Raw genomic sequence first — 18,280 nt, 5'->3', positions numbered from 1 at the left:
TACCAAGCCCTATTGATCCAGTACGACGCGAAGGTCGGCTCGCGGTGTTGGCTGATCTCTCTTGGCTGAAATGCGGCCTTCACTGTGTCGAGACAGGTCGGCAGACCAGCCGCTTACGTTGGCATTGTCCCCTTGCAGCCATGCAAACAGCGCGCTGATTGGTACTGCCGCACCCGTGGCTTGCTCCATCAACGCGTCGACTGACGAAAAACGCTGGATCTTCTGGTTGCCGGAATCAAGGACGGCTTCCAAAGGCGACCAGCGCAACACGCCAAGCACATTTCCCAGTGGACTGATCAGCGTCAACTCGCCGCGGTCGGGCTTGCCTTTGAGTTCGAAACTGGCCGAGAAAGACTGCACTGGCTCGCTTTGGACTTGCAAGCTGATGCGGCCCGTCCAGAGCGCACTTCCTTGATCATTTATGGTTGTAGCCCTTTTGGAGTGAGCACAACCAGCTATAAAAATAGCAGCGATCAGCCCTCCAAAAAACAGGGCAGAACGCAGACGGGTGGTAGGGGACAAAAGGTCGGGCCTGGTTTAAAGCTTCACCTGTAGACGTTTGAGCGTTTCGAGCAGGGTTTCGTTATCGGAATTGATCAACTGACCTTCTTTCCAGATGGCTACTGCGCGTTCACGCTGGCCCAAGCTCCAAAGTACTTCGCCGAAGTGTGCCGCAATTTCGGCGTCGGGTTTGGCCTTGTAAGCCGCCTCGAAAATCCGTATTGCTTCAGCTTTGTTTCCTGCGCGAAATTCGACCCAGCCCAGGCTGTCCTTAATGAAGGGATCGGACGGCGCAAATTCGAGTGCTTTCTGGATCAGCTCTCGCGCCTCGGGCAGGCGAACGCTGCGGTCTGCCAGCGAATACCCGAGCGCGTTGTAGGCCTGGTAGTAATCGGGTCTGAGCAGAATGACCTGTCGCAGGAGACGTTCCATCTCATCCATGCGGCTAAGTTTTTCGGCCATCATGGACTGGTCATAAAGCAGATCCGGTTCTTCGGGTGTCATGATCAGGGCCTGCGCCAAGACATCATGGGCCAGTTGGTATTGCTTGGAGTCGCGAAGCAGCCCGACTTCGGCGTTGAGTTTTAATCGGGCATCGCCGGGGTTGCGTTCGGGCAGTTGCCGGATTAGCTGGCGGGCTGCTTCCAGCTTGCCCTGGCTCGCAAGAATCGAAGCTCGGCGGATTTGGGCCTGTGCCAAGTCCGAAGAGTTTTCAATTTTGTTAAGCCAATTTTCAGCCGCTGCATAGTCTTTGCGCTTTTCTGCCAGTTGCGAGAGGGACAAGTAGGCTTGGGCCAAGCCACGCGTCGTTTCGTCCTGCGGCTTTTGCTGCTGGGCCAGCGCGACATAGCGTTCCAGGGAAGTCTGTGCCTGGGGCAGTTGGTTGTCCTGCAATTGCAAAGAACCCAGAACCAGCCAGCCTTCCGGGAAGTCGGGTTTTTCCTGCGTTACGATCTTTAGCTGGGTGGTCGCTTCTGTGTAACGCTGAAGCTCCAGAAGAACCCGGGCATAACCCATACGCAATTCAGGCAAGGCTTTGGTGTTGCCTTCGAAATATTTTTGGACCAGGCCTTCCGCCTCGGGCAGTTTCAGATCCATCAATTCCAGTGCAACCAGCACCGGGGCCTCAGCGCGGTTGTCAGCGGCCTGACTGCGTTGGGCTGCTTCGAGTGCTCCCTTGTTGTCGCTTGCCGCCAATCGCATACGCCCCACGGTGGCCCAGGCGGCGCTACGGGTCGCTGGAGTACTCAGGTAATCGGCCAAAGCTTCTTCGACCACTGAACTGGCGAGCTTTTTATCACTGACGCGGGCGTAAACACGCGGCACCGCTGCCAGCACCGCTGGGCGCTCGACGTCCGGTGCCAGCCTGATTTCGGTTTTCAGAGGCTCTACGGTGTCGGCAATGCGGTTAAGTGCAATCAGGATTTGCAGCACATAGCGGTTGGCCTCGCGCGAGGCGGGCTGGGCCTGTTTCCAAGCCTGCGCCGCCTGCAATGCCGAATCGCCTGAGCGCGACTGCAGGGCGATGTCGGTGGCCCGCTGGTAAAGCTGGGCGTCCCCGGTTTTTCGGGCTGCATCCAGCATCAGCGCAAAGCCGGCAGCGGGCTCCCCCTCCTGTAGGGTCATCTCGCCTACGAGCAACTGGTAAAACAGGGCGCTGTCCAGCAGCGAGTAAGGCGCCGCAGCTTGCGCTGCTTTCGCCTCGGCGAGCCCTGAAGGTACCGCTGGCTCGGGTGCAACAGTCTGTGCCAGAACCAGCGGACCAGCGAGCCACAGGAAGCCAAAGGCAAAGCCAAGTTTTTTCTTCATCAACCTATGATAATTCAAGCTCTGAAGCTGCGCTTCTCCCCTTGTCTTGAGATTTGCCTTAAAAGGCGGACCTTGTGCTGATGTTTCGGCACCCCAATTTGTGAACCTATGCCTGAACTGCCCGAAGTCGAAGTCACCCGTTTGAGCTTTGCAGACCGCATCGCTGGCGCCCGTATCAATGCAGCATCCCTGGGCAAATCCTTGCGCTGGCCACTGGGTTGCGGGCTGCAGAAACTGGAGGGCCTGCGCGTGCTGGGCGTGCGTCGCCGGGGTAAATACCTCCTGGTCGACCTGAGCGACGGCTTGTTACTGATTCACCTGGGAATGTCCGGCAGTGTGAGTTTTGGGAACGACTTCCCTGCGCGAAGCAAACATGACCACTTCGAATTGGTGACCAGCTTGGGCACTTTGCGCCTGAACGATCCGCGCCGATTCGGAGCGGTGGTGTTCGCGAGCAGTGAAAGTGACCCGGTAGCGCACAAGCTGCTGGGCAGGCTGGGCGTAGAACCGCTCAGTGAGGCCTTTGAAGCCACCTCGTTTCACCAGGCACTTAGGCTCAGGCGGACCGCCATCAAGCAGGTGCTGCTGGGCGGCGAAGCGGTGGTGGGAGTGGGTAATATTTACGCCTCTGAGGCGCTATTTATGGCTGGCATCCGCCCCACCACAAAAGCGCATCGCATCAGCAAGCCGCGCGCCGCTTTACTGCATCATGCCATTCAACAGGTATTGACTCAGGCCGTGATTAAAGGGGGAAGTACGTTGCGGGATTTTTCCAATGCCCAAGGAGAAGCGGGCCATTTTCAGCTTGACGCAATGGTCTATAACCGGGCTGGCTTGCCGTGCAAAGTATGCGCAACGCCGATTAAAAGTATTCGGCAGGGCCAACGTTCGACTTTTTACTGCGTCAGCTGCCAAAAACGGTGAGCGCTCCGTAAGAGTGCCCATAGTTATTTCGGGTTCGCGATGCTATATTGATTCTTCACACTTTACGGAAGACCGATGTCTTTTAACGAACAATTTGACCAGCACGGGGTCTGGCGACGCAAATTTGCACTGCGCCTGAAACTGCTTGCTGAATGGATGAAAGTCCATGACCTGCTCAATGCGGCGGTGGAAGAACGACTGCAAAGGCTGGAGTCGCAGGTGCGTTCCGACAAGGTCATGGTGGCGTTTGTGGCGGAGTTCTCGCGCGGTAAATCCGAGCTGATAAATGCGATCTTTTTTGCTGGCTATGGTCGACGCATCATGCCTGCGAGTGCCGGGCGCACCACCATGTGCCCGACGGAGCTGGGTTATGACGCGGACGTACCGCCCTGCCTGCGCCTTTTACCCATCGAAACGCGATTGCAGAAGCGCGCGCTTGTGGAGTGGCGAATGGTGCCCGAAAAGTGGACCTGCATTGATCTGGACATCAACAATCCGGCGCAGTTGGCGCAGGTTCTTGAGCAAGTGGCGCACGTCCGGCGGGTCACCCAAGATGAAGCCCGCGCACTCGGGTTCTGGCAAGACGATTGCCCCGAAGACAACCCACCGGTCGGTCGCGACGGGCTGATAGAAGTCCCGAAATGGCGCCATGCGCTAATCAACATCGCGCACCCGCTGTTGAAGCAGGGGTTGGTTATTCTGGATACCCCAGGACTTAACGCCATCGGTGCCGAGCCTGAACTCACGGTGAGCCTGATTCCACAAGCGCACGCAGTGGTGTTTATCTTGGCGGCCGATACCGGAGTCACCAAATCGGATCTTGCCATCTGGCGCGAACATCTCATCACCGAGGGGGATGGCACCGATGCGCGGCTGGTCGTATTGAACAAGATTGATACTTTGTGGGACGTTTTGAGCACACCCGAGGAGGTGCAGGCGCAAATTGACAAGCAGGTAGCGACGTCAGCCGATATTCTGGGTTTGCCAAGGTCCCAGGTCATTCCCGTTTCTGCGCAAAAAGGATTGGTGGCCAAAGTGACCGGGGACAAGGCGCTTCTGGAGGCCAGCCAGTTGCCGTCGCTCGAATTGGCGCTGGGGCAGGGCGTTATGGGACAGCGCCAGAAAATTCTGCGTTCGGCGGTAGCCGCCAGCATTGGCGAGCTTGGAAAGGAAGCCGGACGGGCCATGCACATACGCCGGCGCGACCTGGCTGAGCAAATGATTGAACTGCGGGGCTTAAGAGGAAAAAATGCCTCAGTGATCAAGCATATGCGTACTCGCATCGAGGAAGAGCAGGCCGAATTTGATACCAGCGGTTCCAAGATATACGCGGTGCGCTCGATCCACCTTAAATTGCTCCGGGATCTTTTCAATCTGCTCAGCACGCCAACGCTTAAGACCGAACTGGCAGAACTGACGCACGCGCTCAAGCAGTCGGGAATCAAGCTAGGGGTAAAAAAAGCTTATGGCCAGACCTTTTCGCGGTTGCGTGAAGGATTGCAGAAATCTCAGATACTCAGTGGCGAAATTCAGTCCATGCTGACTGCGTCATTTCGGCAGCTCAATGCCGAGTTCGGTTTTTCGCTGCAGGCTCCCGAAGAGCCCGAATTGATTCGCTACGTGCGTGATCTGGAAATGATAGAGCGGAGCCATTTGAAATACCTTGGAATCACCAATGTACTGAAACTCTCCCAAGTCGAATTCTCAGAGCGACTGGTTCGCGCTCTGGCCACCCGCTTGCGAATGGTGTACGAAACTGCATTGGGCGAAGTGGAGCTCTGGAACAAGTCAGCAGCCTCGCAGCTGGACGCCCAATTGCGCGAACGACGCCGCAACTTTCGCCGTCGACTGGAGGCGATCGAGCGCATCCAGCAGGCCGCCTCTGGTCTGGACGAGCGGATTGCCGAAATTAACGAGCAGGAGTATTTGCTCAATGACCTGGATGCTAAATTGATGGAGTTGACCTCTCAGCTCTTGGGTGCGCCGTCGTTGCCTTCGATATCGCAGGATGCAATTCCCGCCGCGGTCAATTCAGCTTTGACCGCGGCGGTCTGACCATTGATTGTTTCGACGACAACCCGGCGTTCTGCCAAACAAATAGGTCAATCTGCAACCGAGTTTGCAGGATTTGCAGAGGAAATCGTGCGCTGGCAAGGTGCGCATGGGCGCAACAGCCTGCCTTGGCAAAACACGCGCGATCCCTACCGCGTCTGGTTGTCCGAAATCATGCTTCAGCAAACGCAGGTCAGCACCGTTCTGGATTATTACGCCCGCTTCTTGGAGCGCTTTCCCACCGTGGCTGACTTGGCCGAGGGGAAACACGATGCGGTAATGGCTTTGTGGAGTGGTCTGGGTTACTACAGCCGAGCACGCAATCTGCATCGTTGTGCGCAGGACGTCATGTCGCTGCATGGTGGGCAGTTTCCGCGGACGTCTGAACTGCTTCAGACCTTGACAGGCATAGGCCGCTCGACGGCAGCGGCGATTGCGTCATTCTGCTTTGCAGAACGAGTCCCAATTTTAGATGGCAATGTCAAACGAGTGCTTACGCGGGTGATCGGATTTTCTGCGGATCTGGCGCAAAGCGCCAATGAGCGTGCGCTTTGGGGCAGGGCGACTGACTTGTTACCCGCCCCGCATTTGTCAGACACCATGCCGCGCTACTCGCAGGGTTTAATGGACCTCGGTGCAACGGTTTGCACGCTCCGGCAACCGCAGTGCGCGCTGTGCCCGGTACAAAAAATATGCCGCGCTTTTGCAGCTGGTGAACCCCTTAAATACCCTGTTAAAACCCGAAAAATGAAACGCAGCGCACAAGCGCTGAGCCTGCTGTGGGCGCAGCGCCCAGACGGTTCGGTGTGGCTCGAAAAGCGGCCGGTCACCGGTATCTGGGGCGGCCTTTATTGCCTGCCTGTTTTTGTGAGTGACGTCGCGTTAAAAGCGCTCTTACCGCTGGCCGTGCAAGCGCGGCTCGAAGCGTTGCCGCATTTTGTCCATGTATTGACGCACAAGGATTTGCACCTCTCGCCCTGGATTGCAGGTTTTCGAGCGGGCCAGGCCATGCCGAAGGCGATGAATGCAGAAGATCGTCCCGGCGCGTGGTTCGGGCCGGAGGCTTGGCCAGGCGTGGGCTTGCCGGCCCCCATTCGCAGACTATTGGCGCGGGACTTCGTTGCATGAGGTGTTTGACGAGCTCTTGATTGCGCCGTGCGGCAGGGGAAAAGCCGAAGCCGTGATCAGCGTGCGTCCAATTCCCGATGCCGCTTCAGGGTGGGCCATTGCTGGCCAAACGCCGACGCCAAGGTCTCCGCAAGATATACAGATCGATGTTGGCCACCGGTGCAGCCAATCGCCACCGTGACATAACTGCGGTGGTCTCGAACCAGCGCCCATAGCCAATGGTTGAGGAATTGTTCAATCTGCTTGAACATATCCTGTACTTCGGCGTGCGCCTTCAGGTAGTCTGCGACAGGCTGATCCAGTCCGGTCAGGTGGCGCAAACCGGATTCATAGTGCGGGTTGGGAAGCATCCGGACGTCAAACACATAATCAGCATCCAGGGGGACGCCGCGCTTGAATGCAAACGACTCAAACACCAGCGTCAGCTGGGTGGCTGGCGCTTCGATTAACGACTTCACGTAGCCCTGGAGCTGTGACGAGCGGATCATGCTGGTGTCGAGCACGTGCGCCTGCTCGCGCATCTCGCCAAGTAACTCGCGCTCAAGCTCTATCGCATCCACCAATGCCCGGTGCTGGTCGGATGCATCAACACGTGACAGCGGGTGGAGTCGACGGGTTTCGGAAAAACGCCGCACCAATGTTTCGGTGTTCGCGTCAAGAAACAAGGACTGGACCGTCACGCCTTGCTCCTTCAGCTGTCGGAGTTGCTGGAGCTGCTGCGGAACAAGAGGCAATGAGGTAGCACTTCGAACGTCTATCGCAATCGCCACTTTTCGGGCGGCATGTTGCTGCTCCAGCGCTACAAAAGGCGTCAGCAGCTCCGGCGGCAAGTTATCCACGCAATAGTAGCCGGCATCTTCCAGCGCATGAAGCGCGACGGATTTTCCAGAGCCGGACATACCGGTGATGAGAACAATTTTCAAATCTGTCATCACTGCCCAAGCATTTCTTTGGCATGGGCCAGCGTGGTGCCAGAAAGTCGTTCACCGCCCAACATACGGGCGATTTCAGCGACGCGTTGCTCACCATTCACATGTTCCACGGTGCTGAAGGTGGCTCCTTTTTCTGTGCGCTTGGCGACCACAAGATGCTGGTCGGCGCAAGCCGCTACCTGAGGCAAGTGGGTGACCGCCATCACTTGGCGGTCGCTGCCCAATTGCTTCATCAGGCGTCCGACGGTTTCAGCCACTGCGCCGCCTACGCCAGAATCGACCTCATCAAAGATCAAGGTTTGCGCTTGCCCCAGCTGGCTGGTGGTGACTGCGATAGCTAAAGCAATGCGGGACAGCTCACCGCCCGACGCCACCTTGCCAACGGCCCTGGGCGAGCTGCCGCTATGACCGGCCACCAAAAATTCTGCTTGTTCAAGCCCGTGCTGGGCGGGCTGCTCCAGCTTGGCGAGGACTACTTCAAACCTGCCGCCATGCATGCCCAGGCCCTGCATGGCTTGGGTAATGGCTTTGGCGAGCTTTGGCGCTGCCTTGCTGCGGGATTTTGAAATCTGGCGGGCCTCTTCCAGGTAGGCAGACTTGGTTTGGCTCTCGATCTTCTCGAGCTGAGCCAGGTCTGCCGCCTCATCGAGCTTTTGCAGCTCCGATTGCCAGGACGCCAGCAATTCGGGCAACTCAGCAGGGCTTCGTTTATAGCGTCGCGCCAAGCTGACCCAGAGCGACAGGCGTTGGTCAAGCTCGGTCAGGCGCTGTGGCTCCAATTCGGCGTGTCGCGCATAGCCATGTAATGAGTGGGCGGCATCTTCGACCTGGGCCAGCGCGCTACTTAAAACTTCAACGAGCCCCTTAAATTCGGGCTCTATGTGGGACTGATTTTGGAGCGAAAGAATGGCACGGCCGAGCAGGGCCGCTGCATTGTCATCGGACTCCTGCAAGACCGCAACGGCAGCTTCAACGGCGTCGAGCAAGGCTTGCGCGTTCGACAGGCGGCTGTGCTGTGCATTTAATTCGTCCCACTCATCAGCGCCCGGCGCCAGCTTGTCCAATTCACCAATTTGCCACGCCAAGCGTTCCCGATCACGCTGAAGACTGTCTTGCGCGTTGCGCGCTTCAGTGACTGTTTTTTGCGCTGCTCGCCAGTCTTGCCAGCGCCGCGAAAGCTCTTCGGTAGAGACCGCCGAGTAGGAGTCCAGAAGGCCTCGCACGGCCTCGGGGCGGGTCAGACTCTGCCAGGCATGCTGGCCGTGAATGTCCACGAGCTGATCGGCGATATCTCTCAGCTGGGTTGCGGTTGCTGCGCTACCGTTGATCCAGGCCCGGCTTTTTCCCTGTGCATCAATCGTGCGCCGCAGCAGCAAGCTCTCACCTGCTTCGAAGCCGGCTTGTTCCAGCCTTTGGGCCAAATCGGCGGGGCTGTCAAATTCTGCGCTAATCTCGCAACGCGAGGCGCCTTCGCGAACCACACCGGCATCGGCACGGGCGCCCAGGGCCAGTTGCAGCGCATCTATCAAGATGGATTTGCCCGCGCCGGTTTCGCCCGTCAAAACCGTAAAACCAGTTGTCAAATTTAAATCCATTTCATGGACGATGACGAAATCGCGAAGCGAGATGTTTTTAAGGCTCATAACTGAAGTCCTGGCCAGTCTCAGGTGCTGGCTCAGGCCACACCTTGGTTCCAATGAAGTTTTTCGCGCAAGGTATCAAAATAGCTCCATCCCTTGGGATGGAGAAAACGCATTTGATGTTCTGAACGTCTGACAATAATTCGGTCGCCGTGCTGCAATCTGGCCAGCGACTGCATGTCAAAATTGGCGCTAGCATCTCGGCCCGCTACTATTTCAATAGCAATTTCTCCGGCATCTGACAGTACGATGGGCCGATTCGTTAACGTGTGCGGGGCAATCGGAACCAAGACCCATCCAGCAATGGAAGGATGCAACAAGGGTCCGCCGGCGGAAAGCGCATAAGCGGTGGAGCCAGTAGGCGAGGCAATAATCAAGCCATCTGCACGCTGAATGGCCACAAAGCGGCCATCGACTTCCACCCGGAGTTCGACCATCCCGGAAGTCGCACCGCGATTGACCACGACGTCGTTCATTGCCGTCGCATTGAAGACGCACAGGCCATCGCGCATCACCTTGGCCTGCATCATCCAGCGCCGCTCTTCCTCAAATTCCCCGTGCAGCATGGGTTTGAGCGTGTCCTGGTAATTGTCGAAAGCAATGTCGGTGATAAAGCCCAATCGACCTTGGTTGATGCCAACCAGCGGAATGCCAAACTGGGCCAGCAATCGGCCGATGCCCAGCATGGTGCCGTCGCCTCCAACGACCAGGGCGAGGTCGCACTGGGCGCCTATACCTGCAGCATCCAGGGTGGGAAATTGCGTCAGGCCGGTATTGCTGGCGGTGTCCTGCTCCAGCGCGACGTCGCAGCCCTGCGTGGCCAGAAAATGGGCGATATCTTCCAGCGCGGAACGCGACCCTTGGGCTTGGTACTTGCCGATCAGGGCGACATGGCGGAATTGCGACTTCATCGTCAAATTACATCACAACATTGGTGACAAGCTCTTTAGAATGTTGCCATGCTTGATGCTCGCGCCCGTTTGTTGTTGAAAGCGCTCGTTGAGCGCTACATTGCTGATGGTCAGCCAGTCGGATCGCGTACGCTGTCCAAGGCCTCCGGGCTTGAGTTGTCCCCTGCGACCATACGCAACGTCATGAGCGATCTAGAAGGCCTCGGACTGATTGTCAGCCCGCACACGTCCGCAGGTCGCATTCCTACGGCCCGGGGTTACCGCCTCTTTGTCGACACCATGCTGACCACGCAGCGGGAGCCTCTGATGGGCAGCGATCACATTACTGCGCCGAGGCTTGCCCCCGATCAGCCGCAGAAGGTGTTCAGCAACGCGGCCCACATGCTGTCCAGCCTGTCGCAATTCGTGGGGGTAGTGATGGCGCCGCGCAGAACGTCGGTCTTTCGTCATATAGAGTTTTTGCGGCTGTCCCAAAAGCGCTTTCTCGTCATCATCGTGTCGCCGGAGGGCGATGTTCAAAACCGAGTCATTTTTACCGAAGTCGACTACACCCAGACCCAACTCATCGAGGCTGCCAATTTTTTGAACTCGCACTTTGCGGGGATGGCCATTGAAGCAGTGCGTGAGCGCCTGAAAACGGAAGTCGAACTGCTTCGAAGTGAAATTGCCACTTTGATGCAGGCTGCGGTCCAGGTCAGTTCCGAGGCGATTGAGTCGCAGGACGAAGTCGTCATTTCCGGCGAGCGCAATCTGCTTGCCGTTAGTGATTTTTCAAACGATATGGGCAATCTGCGCAAGCTCTTTGATCTGTTCGAGCAAAAGGCGCAACTCATCCGGCTGCTTGATGTTTCCAGCCGCGCTGAGGGCGTGCGCATTTACATAGGTGGCGAAAGCCAGGTGATTCCCTACCAAGAGCTGTCGATCGTCACTGCGCCTTACGAGGTCGATGGTCAGGTCGTAGGAACGCTGGGAGTCATTGGCCCCATGCGCATGCCGTACGAAAAAATGATCCAGATTGTGGATATCACGTCAAAACTGGTCAGTACGGCCCTCAGCCACAGCAAGTAGGCCCGTACAATCTAGTGCGGGGCCGTTAGCTCAGTTGGTTAGAGCAGAGGACTCATAATCCTTTGGTCGTAGGTTCAAGTCCTACACGGCCCACCATTCATACAAAAGATTGGGCGCTATTCTATTTATAGCGGTATTATTTTTTCTACTTATGTAGCCACTAGATAGACGGTCCTGTGGCAGCAAGCCTCGGCGAGTGACAACGTCGTGGCGACTCGATTGCTGCAGTTGGCGGGGTAATAAGTCTGTTGTGCAGCGCTACCGCTTTACCCTTGGGGGGCACCTCATAAGCAGCTTCTTTTTCCCTCGGAAACGGGCTGATTTTTTTGTGGCATGGCCTCGAAAATTCGCTGCAACGGTAACTGCCTCTCACGAATCAGTTGCATCGGTGGCGATCGTCCGGTCAACATTATTGATATCAATATCGGACAGCCATAACCGCAATCTACCGGCGGGCCTGCGCTTACCTTGGTTGCGATCTTGTTTGCGATGGTGGGAATTAGCGTGACGATCTGGCATGCCTTGTACCTTGCTGCCAAGCAAAGGTCGCGGGCGGATAACACCGATCGCTTTTAGAACTTTTCAAAATCTGTTGCAGGCGTCACGGGGCCGTGAGCCATTGGCGCCACAAAGCCCGCGCTTTCCTCTGATAGATCGTTGTCGCCTTAACCAGCGCGATCCTGGTCGTTGCCGACATCAATTGCGTCGGAAGTAAGGGATCGCGGATGAGGTCGCCGATCACGGCCCGCCCAAGCAGCAGCGATTCTCGAACGGCGACTTCCAGCTTCTTGACATCCAACTCCCGCCTGCTTTTTTCGATACCCGTCTGCAGCAGGCGATAGCGCGCCTCCAGCGAACGAACGTCCCACAATGACCACGCGGCATTGCGCCGCTCCTCGTCAAGATCTACCAATCGGAACATCAGCGCCTGCGGTGACAATCCAAGCGCTTGCAACTGGATGCGCTCTACCGTCAGCCCTCCCGACAGGTTGTTGGGGCGTATGCGAAGGCCCGGCTGGAAGGCGACAAATCCGCGCAAGGACATTGCCAAACTATGCTGACGCCACGCCGTCTTTTCCGAGCGCAGCACGCCGACATCGTGTACCGCCAACCAGTCCAAATTCCATGGAACGGCTTGAGTCGCCTTGTGCTGCCAGTCATCCACCGTTCCCGAGAGCTGGGGACCCAGGCGGTTGAATGCATAGCACCCGCGCCCGCAGCGGCGGATCTTGTCTTCGCCTGACAAGCGCGTCAGGCCGACCCGAATGGCGGACTCTCCGATCCGGAACAACGCTCCTGCCCGGCACAACGCCTGCACCGTCAGCATGCCTCCGTCTGCAACCAGCAAGTCAAGGATCAAGTCCGGTGCGCTTGGCATCGTTACTAAGATATTACATACTTTGTTCATGATTGCGTAATTATGAAATGTTGTTTAGCATTATCTTAAACAAGCCGGGTTGGGGTCTGAGACTTCACCCTAGTCCCCATGCCACCAAGCCAAACAGGAAGTATGACCATGCAATATGTGACCTTTGATGTTGATGGGGCTGTTTTCACCATCACACTGAACTGCCCCGAAAAACGCAATGCCGTCAATGGTGTGATGGCTGCACAGTTGCGGAGGGCGTTTGAGCGTTTCGAGAGTGACGAGGCCCTGCGCGTTGCAATCTTGACCGGATCCGGTGGCAACTTTTGCGCTGGTGCCGACCTGTCAGCGGTAGGTGACCCTGCACTGCGCAATGAACTCGACCCGCATGGGGGCGGCACAGGACCGATGGGGCCTACCCGCATGGCCTTGTCCAAGCCGTTGATAGCGGCCATCAATGGCTACGCTGTCGCAGGAGGCCTGGAATTGGCCCTGATGGCCGACATGCGCGTTGCAGACGAGGACGCCATTTTCGGTGTGTTTTGCCGCCGCTGGGGCGTACCGCTTATAGACGGCGGCACGGTGCGTCTGCCGCGCATCGTAGGGATGGGGCGCGCCCTCGACATGATTTTGACCGGACGTCCCGTCTCCGCGACTGAAGCACTGTCCATGGGTCTGGTCAGCCGGATAACGCCGAAGGGTGGTGCTCTGACGATGGCGCAAGAACTGGCGCACCAACTTGCAGCATTTCCACAAGCTTGCATGCTCGCAGATCGCCGCTCCGTCTATTCGCAATGGTCTCTGGCGCTCCCTGAGGCTCTGAAAAATGAAGGCGAGCAAGGTGTACCGATAGTCTTTGCTGAAGGCGAGGCTGGCGCTACCCGTTTTGCCCGTGGTGCGGGCCGTCACGGTGACTTCACCGGCCGCTAGCCTGAAAGATATCGCGACTATCCGATCAATTACAACAAACTGAGATAAGCATGCATACAACATCACCGGTCATCACCCAAGCCCGTGGCTCCACCTACCTTGAATTGATTCGTCGCGGGGCGCTCCAGCATGGACCACGCACGGCTGTCGTGTTCGGTGAGCAGTCGCTGACGTTCGACGAAGTTGACCGCATGAGCAGCCAGCTCGCGCATGCCTTGCACGCGGCCGGCGCGTTGCCGCGCACGCGAGTGGCGCTACTGCTGAACAACTGCCTGTATAGCGTGCCACTGGACTTCGGCTGTGTGAAAGCGGGCATCAACCGGATTCCACTCAACTCCCGGCTCTCGCTGGCCGAACACACCCGCATGGTGGCCGATACGGGCTGCACCCACCTGGTATTTGGGCCCGACCTTGCCGAACGCGCGCAGGCGCTGCGTGATGCCATTCCCGCGCTCGTCTGCCTGGGCATGGGGGCAGTGATCGGAGGTTGTGCGGATCTGCATGCGCAAGCGCAAAAACTGTCTACTGAATCGCCGACCACGACAGCAGATCCGGATGACGTCGTGCTGACGCTGTTTACCTCTGGTACAACCGGGACCTTGAAAGCGGTTCAACATACCCAGGCGTCCTATGCATCGATTTGCCGCAATGTGCTGCTCAACCTCCTGCCAGCGACACCGGAGGACGCGATGCTGCATGCGGCATCATTGATACACGCCAGCGGCGTATTCGTACTGCCTTTCTGGCTTCGCGGCGGCCGTACGGTGATCTTGTCCGGGTTCGAACCTGGACAGTTCCTGCGCACGCTCAAGGAGCAGCGTATTACTGCGATCAACATGGTGCCGACCATGATGCAGATGCTGCTGGAGCACCCCAGCTTTGGTTCCGCCGATGTATCTGCGCTCAAGTACGTGATTTACGGCGCATCACCGATGCCGCGCGCGGTTATTCAGCGTGCAATATCCATGTGGGGTCAACATCGGTTTTGGCAGTACTACGGCCAAACTGAAGCGCCTTTGTGCCTTGCAGTGCTGCGACCCGAGGATCATCATGATGAGCTGCTCGGCTCCTGCGGTAAGCCCGCGCTGGACGTTGAGTTGCGCCTTATTGACGAGGCAGGCAACGAAGTGCCGCAGGGAACGCCCGGCGAGATCGCCGTGCGCGCCCCGTCAGCGGTGGCCGGTTACTACAACGCGCCTGCATTGACGGCAGAGACATTCAACGCCGATGGCTGGCTTCGTACCAGAGATGTCGGCGTTTTTGATGCACAAGGTTTCTTGCACCTCAAGGACCGCACTTCCGACATGATCATCAGTGGCGGCTACAACGTCTATCCGCGTGAGGTTGAAGATGTTCTGATGACGCATCCGGCAGTGCGCGAATGCGCGGTGGTTGGCTTACCTCACGAAAAATGGGTCGAGATCGTCACCGCGATGGTAGTTTTGCGGCCGGGGCAGCCGGTCACAGCAGAAGAGCTGATCGCTCATGTCGCTGCACAAGTGGCAGCCTACAAAAAGCCGCAGCGCGTGGTATTTGTCAGCGAAATTCCCAAGACTGCCGTTGGGAAGCTCAACCGCAAGCAGCTGCGGGAGCAGTATCGGTAAGCTTTCTTTGGGGGTCCTGCGCAGGCAGCCATCCCAGGGGCGTAATGATTCGTTCCTCGCCGGCTCTCATGGCGCTTGAGGAGTTTCCGGAGCGTTCTTGCTTTGAATTTAGCGTCACTTGGCAATGGCCGACGCAAGTTCTATGCAGTTCAAAGAGTGCTCGCGACATTCTGCACGGGGAGGTAAACGACAGGGATCGTTGCAATGCGGGCGCGCCCAGAAGAGTCCAGCTCAGTCCTGTCAATGAAACTCGCACCTGGCGCTGGCTAGGCGCTTGCTTTTTTGACTTCCTGGCGGAAGCGGTGAGATTCGAACTCACGGAGGACTCACATCCTCGGCAGTTTTCAAGACTGCTGCATTCAACCGCTCTGCCACGCTTCCTAGCGCGCTAGTTTAACCGCTTGCCAGGCGGACTTTAATGCTGGCTAAAAAAGTAATATCGAGATCGATTGCAATATGTCTCTGGTTTTGATTGCCCCATCTCGCTTAAGCGACCCACCAAAAATGTTTAGGAAAGCGTGCGGCTACTCACCCGAGTTCGACTGTTCCCAGCCTGGAGAACTGCTCATCTCCGACAATAACAAGGACTCAGGAGTCGGTTGTTCGAGTTCATCGTAGTAGGGCGTCGCAGCCTTAAAATTTGTTTTTTTAAACTTTGTAAGCTCTGATTTGTAGTGGTGGCCTGTTCATCAAACTAGCCCAGTCCAACGCACGCCGGTACGTCTCGCGCATCGAGGCGTACCGAGACGATGAAGGGCGCCACCCCTTGTTCCCGCCGTCTACACGTGCTGCGCGCCATGAATGCGTGGGTGGATCACAAGGAGGAAGTGGCCAAGGGTCTGTCGGGCTTGCGGCGCCCCTTGGTGGCGCCGGATCTGGCCATGGTGTTCTACGACATGACGACGATCCGGGGCGACGGACTTTGGCAGCAAGAGGAGGACTGCGCCACTACGGCATGTCCCAAGAAGGCGTGATTGCACACCATGTCACGCTCGGAGTGGTAAAGATAGTAACAAGGCTTGCCGCTGCACCGCAAGGTGTTTGACGGCGATGCGGCAGAGGTCACTACGCGCAAGCTCGTGATTGAAAAATCGCTAGGCGCTTTTCAATCCAACGCATCATTACGATAGCCGATGCGTAGCTATCACGCACCGTCAGGGTCGATCTTGAAAGTGAGTCATACACCTACGCCATTGACGATCAGAAAACCAACCTTGAACAGGCTGTTGACTAATTTGTAGCGGAACGTTTGATGCACACCCCTGCGTGACTCAATGGCTTACGCGTTTAATTGTCGAAGGCGGATACCCAAGCTCTCTGGTTTGCTGTGAGGCTCTGAAATTAGGTGGTGTGTCATTCGTCAAATGACCATTGATATCTGCTACTAAAAATATCGCAGTTCAGTACGTCTGGCTCACCACAAGGCGTCGGCAAGTCAGTGTAAGAGACCTGGCAATCTTTCTATGATTTACTTTATCGCGCTTGCCGCGGGGCCGGACCTGGTCCTCGACCTGCAATGTGGCGGAAAGTGATTCTCCCTTTGCTGAGATCGTAAGGCGACAGTTCAAGCGAAACTTGGTCACCCGCTAAAATGCGAATGTGATTTTTTCGCATCTTGCCGGAGGTGTAAGCAACGAGTTTATGACCGTTGTCGAGCGTGACGCGAAAGCGTGAATCGGGTAACACTTCGTCAACCAACCCGTGCATTTCAATAAGTTCTTCTTTGGCCATGATGTAACTCCTAGGAATTTTGAAAAATTATCTGTGTACGTCGTCTTGAGTGGGGCCAAGCGCTCGTCAGGCGCAAGCCGGTGATGAGCGTTCGTGAATCCAGCGAAGCGCGTGTTCGGTAGCGTAATGTACGGCAGCCGCCGTGCTATCAAAAATTCCGTTGAAACGAAGCACGCGGTCATGCGTGGCACTTCCGCGACCGGAACGGATAGAAACTGAGGCAGCGTAACCGCCGTCACTTTGCTGTTTGGCAAGTGGAGAGACAAGGTACTTGCCGACCGTTATCTTAGTGTGATCAATGTTCATAAAATTCTGAACCGGGTATTTGTCCCGGCTTGATAAATAGAGAAATAGCTGACTTGCAAGCAAGCCAACGAGTGTTTGGTGTCTGCTCGGCCAGCCTTGGTAAGGGCTTGGTCGGGTATAGCCATGAGTGGGCACCGTTGGGGTAAGTGCTTGCCAAGAAAAGTGAACAGTGCAGATGATTCCAGAGCGATGTGAGCACTGAATGCACGATTTTTTTCTGTGGATTCGGGCTTTGAGAAGCGCCGCATTTGAGAAGGAAGCCGAGGGAAGGTCGACTTCAATTTAAAAGGCTGATGCGTTACCAAACCTGTCATTATAGCCACTCTTAGAAAAGGGTGGCTTCGGTGTCTGGGACTTTTAGAGGGCACTCAAACTTCGATCAAGCTGCTCGATTCGGTTCATCGCACGGTTCGTTACCGCGGGGCGGTTTTAATCGCTTGGCCTTTTCGATACACCCTACAGGTGCTTTTCGAGAGTGCAATTGGTGTCCAGAATGTCGGCTGAGTTGCCACCGAGAGCGCAGAGACTATACGAACGTGTGTCAGGAAAACGTCCCCTTTGCTGCGAAGGCAGCATGCCGTGCCAGTCCAGTAGCGCTTTCGAACACCCATTTTTCAGAGCGTAAGTTCGCGGGCGTCTCGACGCTCTCATTCGAATATTGATGGGCACACCGGCCGGCATAGCCTTCGAAATCGCCGGTACCGTGTTTGTAGGCGACCTGCTGTTTATGCCTGACGTCGGGGAAGGCTCGCGGAGATTTCCCGGGGTGCGACGCCCATGCCCGGTACCGCTCGGTGCGCAAGCCGCTGAATTTTCTCCCTGCGGCGCGCTTGCTGACGTGCCCCGACTATCCGCTAAGAGGCCAACCGGTGCCTTGGGAAACTAAGGTTGGCGAACGGCGGGTCAGCAACATCCATATCCGCGGAGGGGTTAGCGAGGAAGACTTTGTTAAATCACGCACTTGAGAAGACCGCACGCTGGAAGCGCCGAAACTCATGCGGCCATCGATGCAGGCCACTATCCGCGCTGGCGATAGGCCGCCCAACGAGAACAATGGCGTGTCCCGGCTAAAGACGTCGCTCAACGCATTGTGAACTTTCGCTAATCAGCGGCTGCCTCTTGATGGCGGCCAAGGCTGACTGCGGTCGCCGTGGCGAACGTGACCATCCGCCTCTGGCCACGCTATGAGGCGCGCCAAGCCCGGAGCAATGTGGCTGCGGCGTTGAAAAGATGGGGTCGCAGTCGGTGCAAAGCTGTTTGTAGCGAGATCAAGTCGTCTTAGCATCCAAATGCGTTATACTTTTAGGCTTAGCGGCTGTAGCTCAGTTGGATAGAGTACTTGGCTACGAACCAAGGGGTCGTGGGTTCAATTCCTGCC

General features: G+C 56.8%; 15 protein-coding genes and 3 tRNA genes. 9 read left to right on the top strand and 9 right to left on the bottom strand.

The genetic code is table 11. The annotated features are described in order from the left end of the window. Window positions 1-9: 9 nt before the first annotated feature. Window positions 10-522 carry a lipoprotein insertase outer membrane protein LolB gene (locus HHJ16_RS01335; protein ID WP_293640041.1) on the bottom strand — a complete coding sequence of 171 codons (513 nt, stop codon included), beginning with the start codon at window positions 520-522 and terminating at the stop codon, window positions 10-12. A 15-nt stretch (window positions 523-537) separates the two neighbouring features. Beyond that, window positions 538-2,310 (bottom strand): tetratricopeptide repeat protein, encoded by a 1,773-nt coding sequence (locus tag HHJ16_RS01330; RefSeq protein WP_293640040.1) that lies wholly within the window; start codon window positions 2,308-2,310, stop codon window positions 538-540. A 108-nt stretch (window positions 2,311-2,418) separates the two neighbouring features. Between HHJ16_RS01330 and mutM the strand changes: the two genes are divergently transcribed. The 3 genes from mutM (at window position 2,419) to mutY (ending at window position 6,414) form a co-directional block, all read left to right on the top strand. After that, complete coding sequence (gene mutM, locus HHJ16_RS01325; RefSeq protein ID WP_293640039.1) at window positions 2,419-3,234, top strand: bifunctional DNA-formamidopyrimidine glycosylase/DNA-(apurinic or apyrimidinic site) lyase; 816 nt, start codon at window positions 2,419-2,421, stop codon at window positions 3,232-3,234. A gap of 75 nt (window positions 3,235-3,309) precedes the next feature. Continuing rightward, window positions 3,310-5,289 carry a dynamin family protein gene (locus HHJ16_RS01320; RefSeq protein ID WP_293640037.1) on the top strand — a complete coding sequence of 660 codons (1,980 nt, stop codon included), beginning with the start codon at window positions 3,310-3,312 and terminating at the stop codon, window positions 5,287-5,289. Between the two features lie 42 nt (window positions 5,290-5,331). Then, entirely contained in the window at window positions 5,332-6,414 is a 1,083-nt protein-coding gene (gene mutY / locus HHJ16_RS01315; RefSeq protein WP_293640202.1) for an A/G-specific adenine glycosylase, read from the top strand. Window positions 6,415-6,470: 56 nt separating this feature from the next. On the opposite strand, the gene rapZ is transcribed toward mutY, so the two are convergent. From rapZ to HHJ16_RS01300, 3 genes are read right to left on the bottom strand one after another with little or no spacing between them, the layout of a single operon-like run. Next, complete coding sequence (gene rapZ / locus HHJ16_RS01310) at window positions 6,471-7,346, bottom strand: RNase adapter RapZ (protein WP_293640035.1); 876 nt, start codon at window positions 7,344-7,346, stop codon at window positions 6,471-6,473. Beyond that, on the bottom strand, window positions 7,346-8,989 hold the full coding sequence (recN, locus tag HHJ16_RS01305; protein ID WP_293640033.1) for a DNA repair protein RecN: 1,644 nt from the start codon (window positions 8,987-8,989) through the stop codon (window positions 7,346-7,348). The genes rapZ and recN overlap by 1 nt, the downstream gene beginning before the upstream one ends. 32 nt (window positions 8,990-9,021) lie before the next feature. Further along, complete coding sequence (locus tag HHJ16_RS01300) at window positions 9,022-9,897, bottom strand: NAD kinase (protein WP_293640031.1); 876 nt, start codon at window positions 9,895-9,897, stop codon at window positions 9,022-9,024. A gap of 48 nt (window positions 9,898-9,945) precedes the next feature. Here HHJ16_RS01300 and hrcA point away from each other — a divergent pair, with 48 nt between their 5' ends. Next, entirely contained in the window at window positions 9,946-10,965 is a 1,020-nt protein-coding gene (gene hrcA, locus HHJ16_RS01295; protein WP_293640030.1) for a heat-inducible transcriptional repressor HrcA, read from the top strand. Window positions 10,966-10,984: 19 nt separating this feature from the next. Continuing rightward, window positions 10,985-11,061: transfer RNA gene (locus HHJ16_RS01290), tRNA-Ile, on the top strand. 505 nt (window positions 11,062-11,566) lie between these two features. Here the strand turns inward: HHJ16_RS01290 and HHJ16_RS01285 are convergent. Then, window positions 11,567-12,343 (bottom strand): PaaX family transcriptional regulator, encoded by a 777-nt coding sequence (locus HHJ16_RS01285; RefSeq protein WP_293640029.1) that lies wholly within the window; start codon window positions 12,341-12,343, stop codon window positions 11,567-11,569. Window positions 12,344-12,475: 132 nt separating this feature from the next. Between HHJ16_RS01285 and HHJ16_RS01280 the strand changes: the two genes are divergently transcribed. Together HHJ16_RS01280 and HHJ16_RS01275 are read left to right on the top strand one after the other, a co-directional pair. After that, window positions 12,476-13,261: a crotonase/enoyl-CoA hydratase family protein gene (locus HHJ16_RS01280; protein WP_293640027.1), complete on the top strand. Its 786-nt coding sequence runs from the start codon at window positions 12,476-12,478 to the stop codon at window positions 13,259-13,261. Window positions 13,262-13,311: 50 nt separating this feature from the next. Next, window positions 13,312-14,865 carry an AMP-binding protein gene (locus HHJ16_RS01275; RefSeq protein WP_293640025.1) on the top strand — a complete coding sequence of 518 codons (1,554 nt, stop codon included), beginning with the start codon at window positions 13,312-13,314 and terminating at the stop codon, window positions 14,863-14,865. A 291-nt stretch (window positions 14,866-15,156) separates the two neighbouring features. On the opposite strand, the gene HHJ16_RS01270 is transcribed toward HHJ16_RS01275, so the two are convergent. Beyond that, window positions 15,157-15,246, bottom strand: a tRNA-Ser gene (locus HHJ16_RS01270). Window positions 15,247-15,674: 428 nt separating this feature from the next. Between HHJ16_RS01270 and HHJ16_RS01265 the strand changes: the two genes are divergently transcribed. Beyond that, window positions 15,675-15,839 carry a hypothetical protein gene (locus HHJ16_RS01265; RefSeq protein ID WP_293640023.1) on the top strand — a complete coding sequence of 55 codons (165 nt, stop codon included), beginning with the start codon at window positions 15,675-15,677 and terminating at the stop codon, window positions 15,837-15,839. A 499-nt stretch (window positions 15,840-16,338) separates the two neighbouring features. Here the strand turns inward: HHJ16_RS01265 and infA are convergent, their stop codons facing one another. Together infA and HHJ16_RS01255 are read right to left on the bottom strand one after the other, a co-directional pair. Then, the gene (infA, locus tag HHJ16_RS01260; RefSeq protein WP_092132708.1) at window positions 16,339-16,596 is read right to left on the bottom strand and encodes a translation initiation factor IF-1; all 258 of its coding nucleotides are present in this window, start codon (window positions 16,594-16,596) and stop codon (window positions 16,339-16,341) included. A 66-nt stretch (window positions 16,597-16,662) separates the two neighbouring features. Beyond that, window positions 16,663-16,902, bottom strand: coding sequence for a hypothetical protein (locus HHJ16_RS01255; protein WP_293640021.1), 240 nt, complete (start codon window positions 16,900-16,902; stop codon window positions 16,663-16,665). A 1,319-nt stretch (window positions 16,903-18,221) separates the two neighbouring features. Here HHJ16_RS01255 and HHJ16_RS01250 point away from each other — a divergent pair. Next, window positions 18,222-18,280, top strand: a tRNA-Arg gene (locus HHJ16_RS01250).

The organism is Polaromonas sp. (genome assembly GCF_012927485.1).
Lineage (GTDB): Bacteria > Pseudomonadota > Gammaproteobacteria > Burkholderiales > Burkholderiaceae_C > Polaromonas.
The sequence above is the reverse complement of the archived record's forward strand: the minus strand, read 5'-3'. Positions and strand labels throughout refer to the sequence as shown.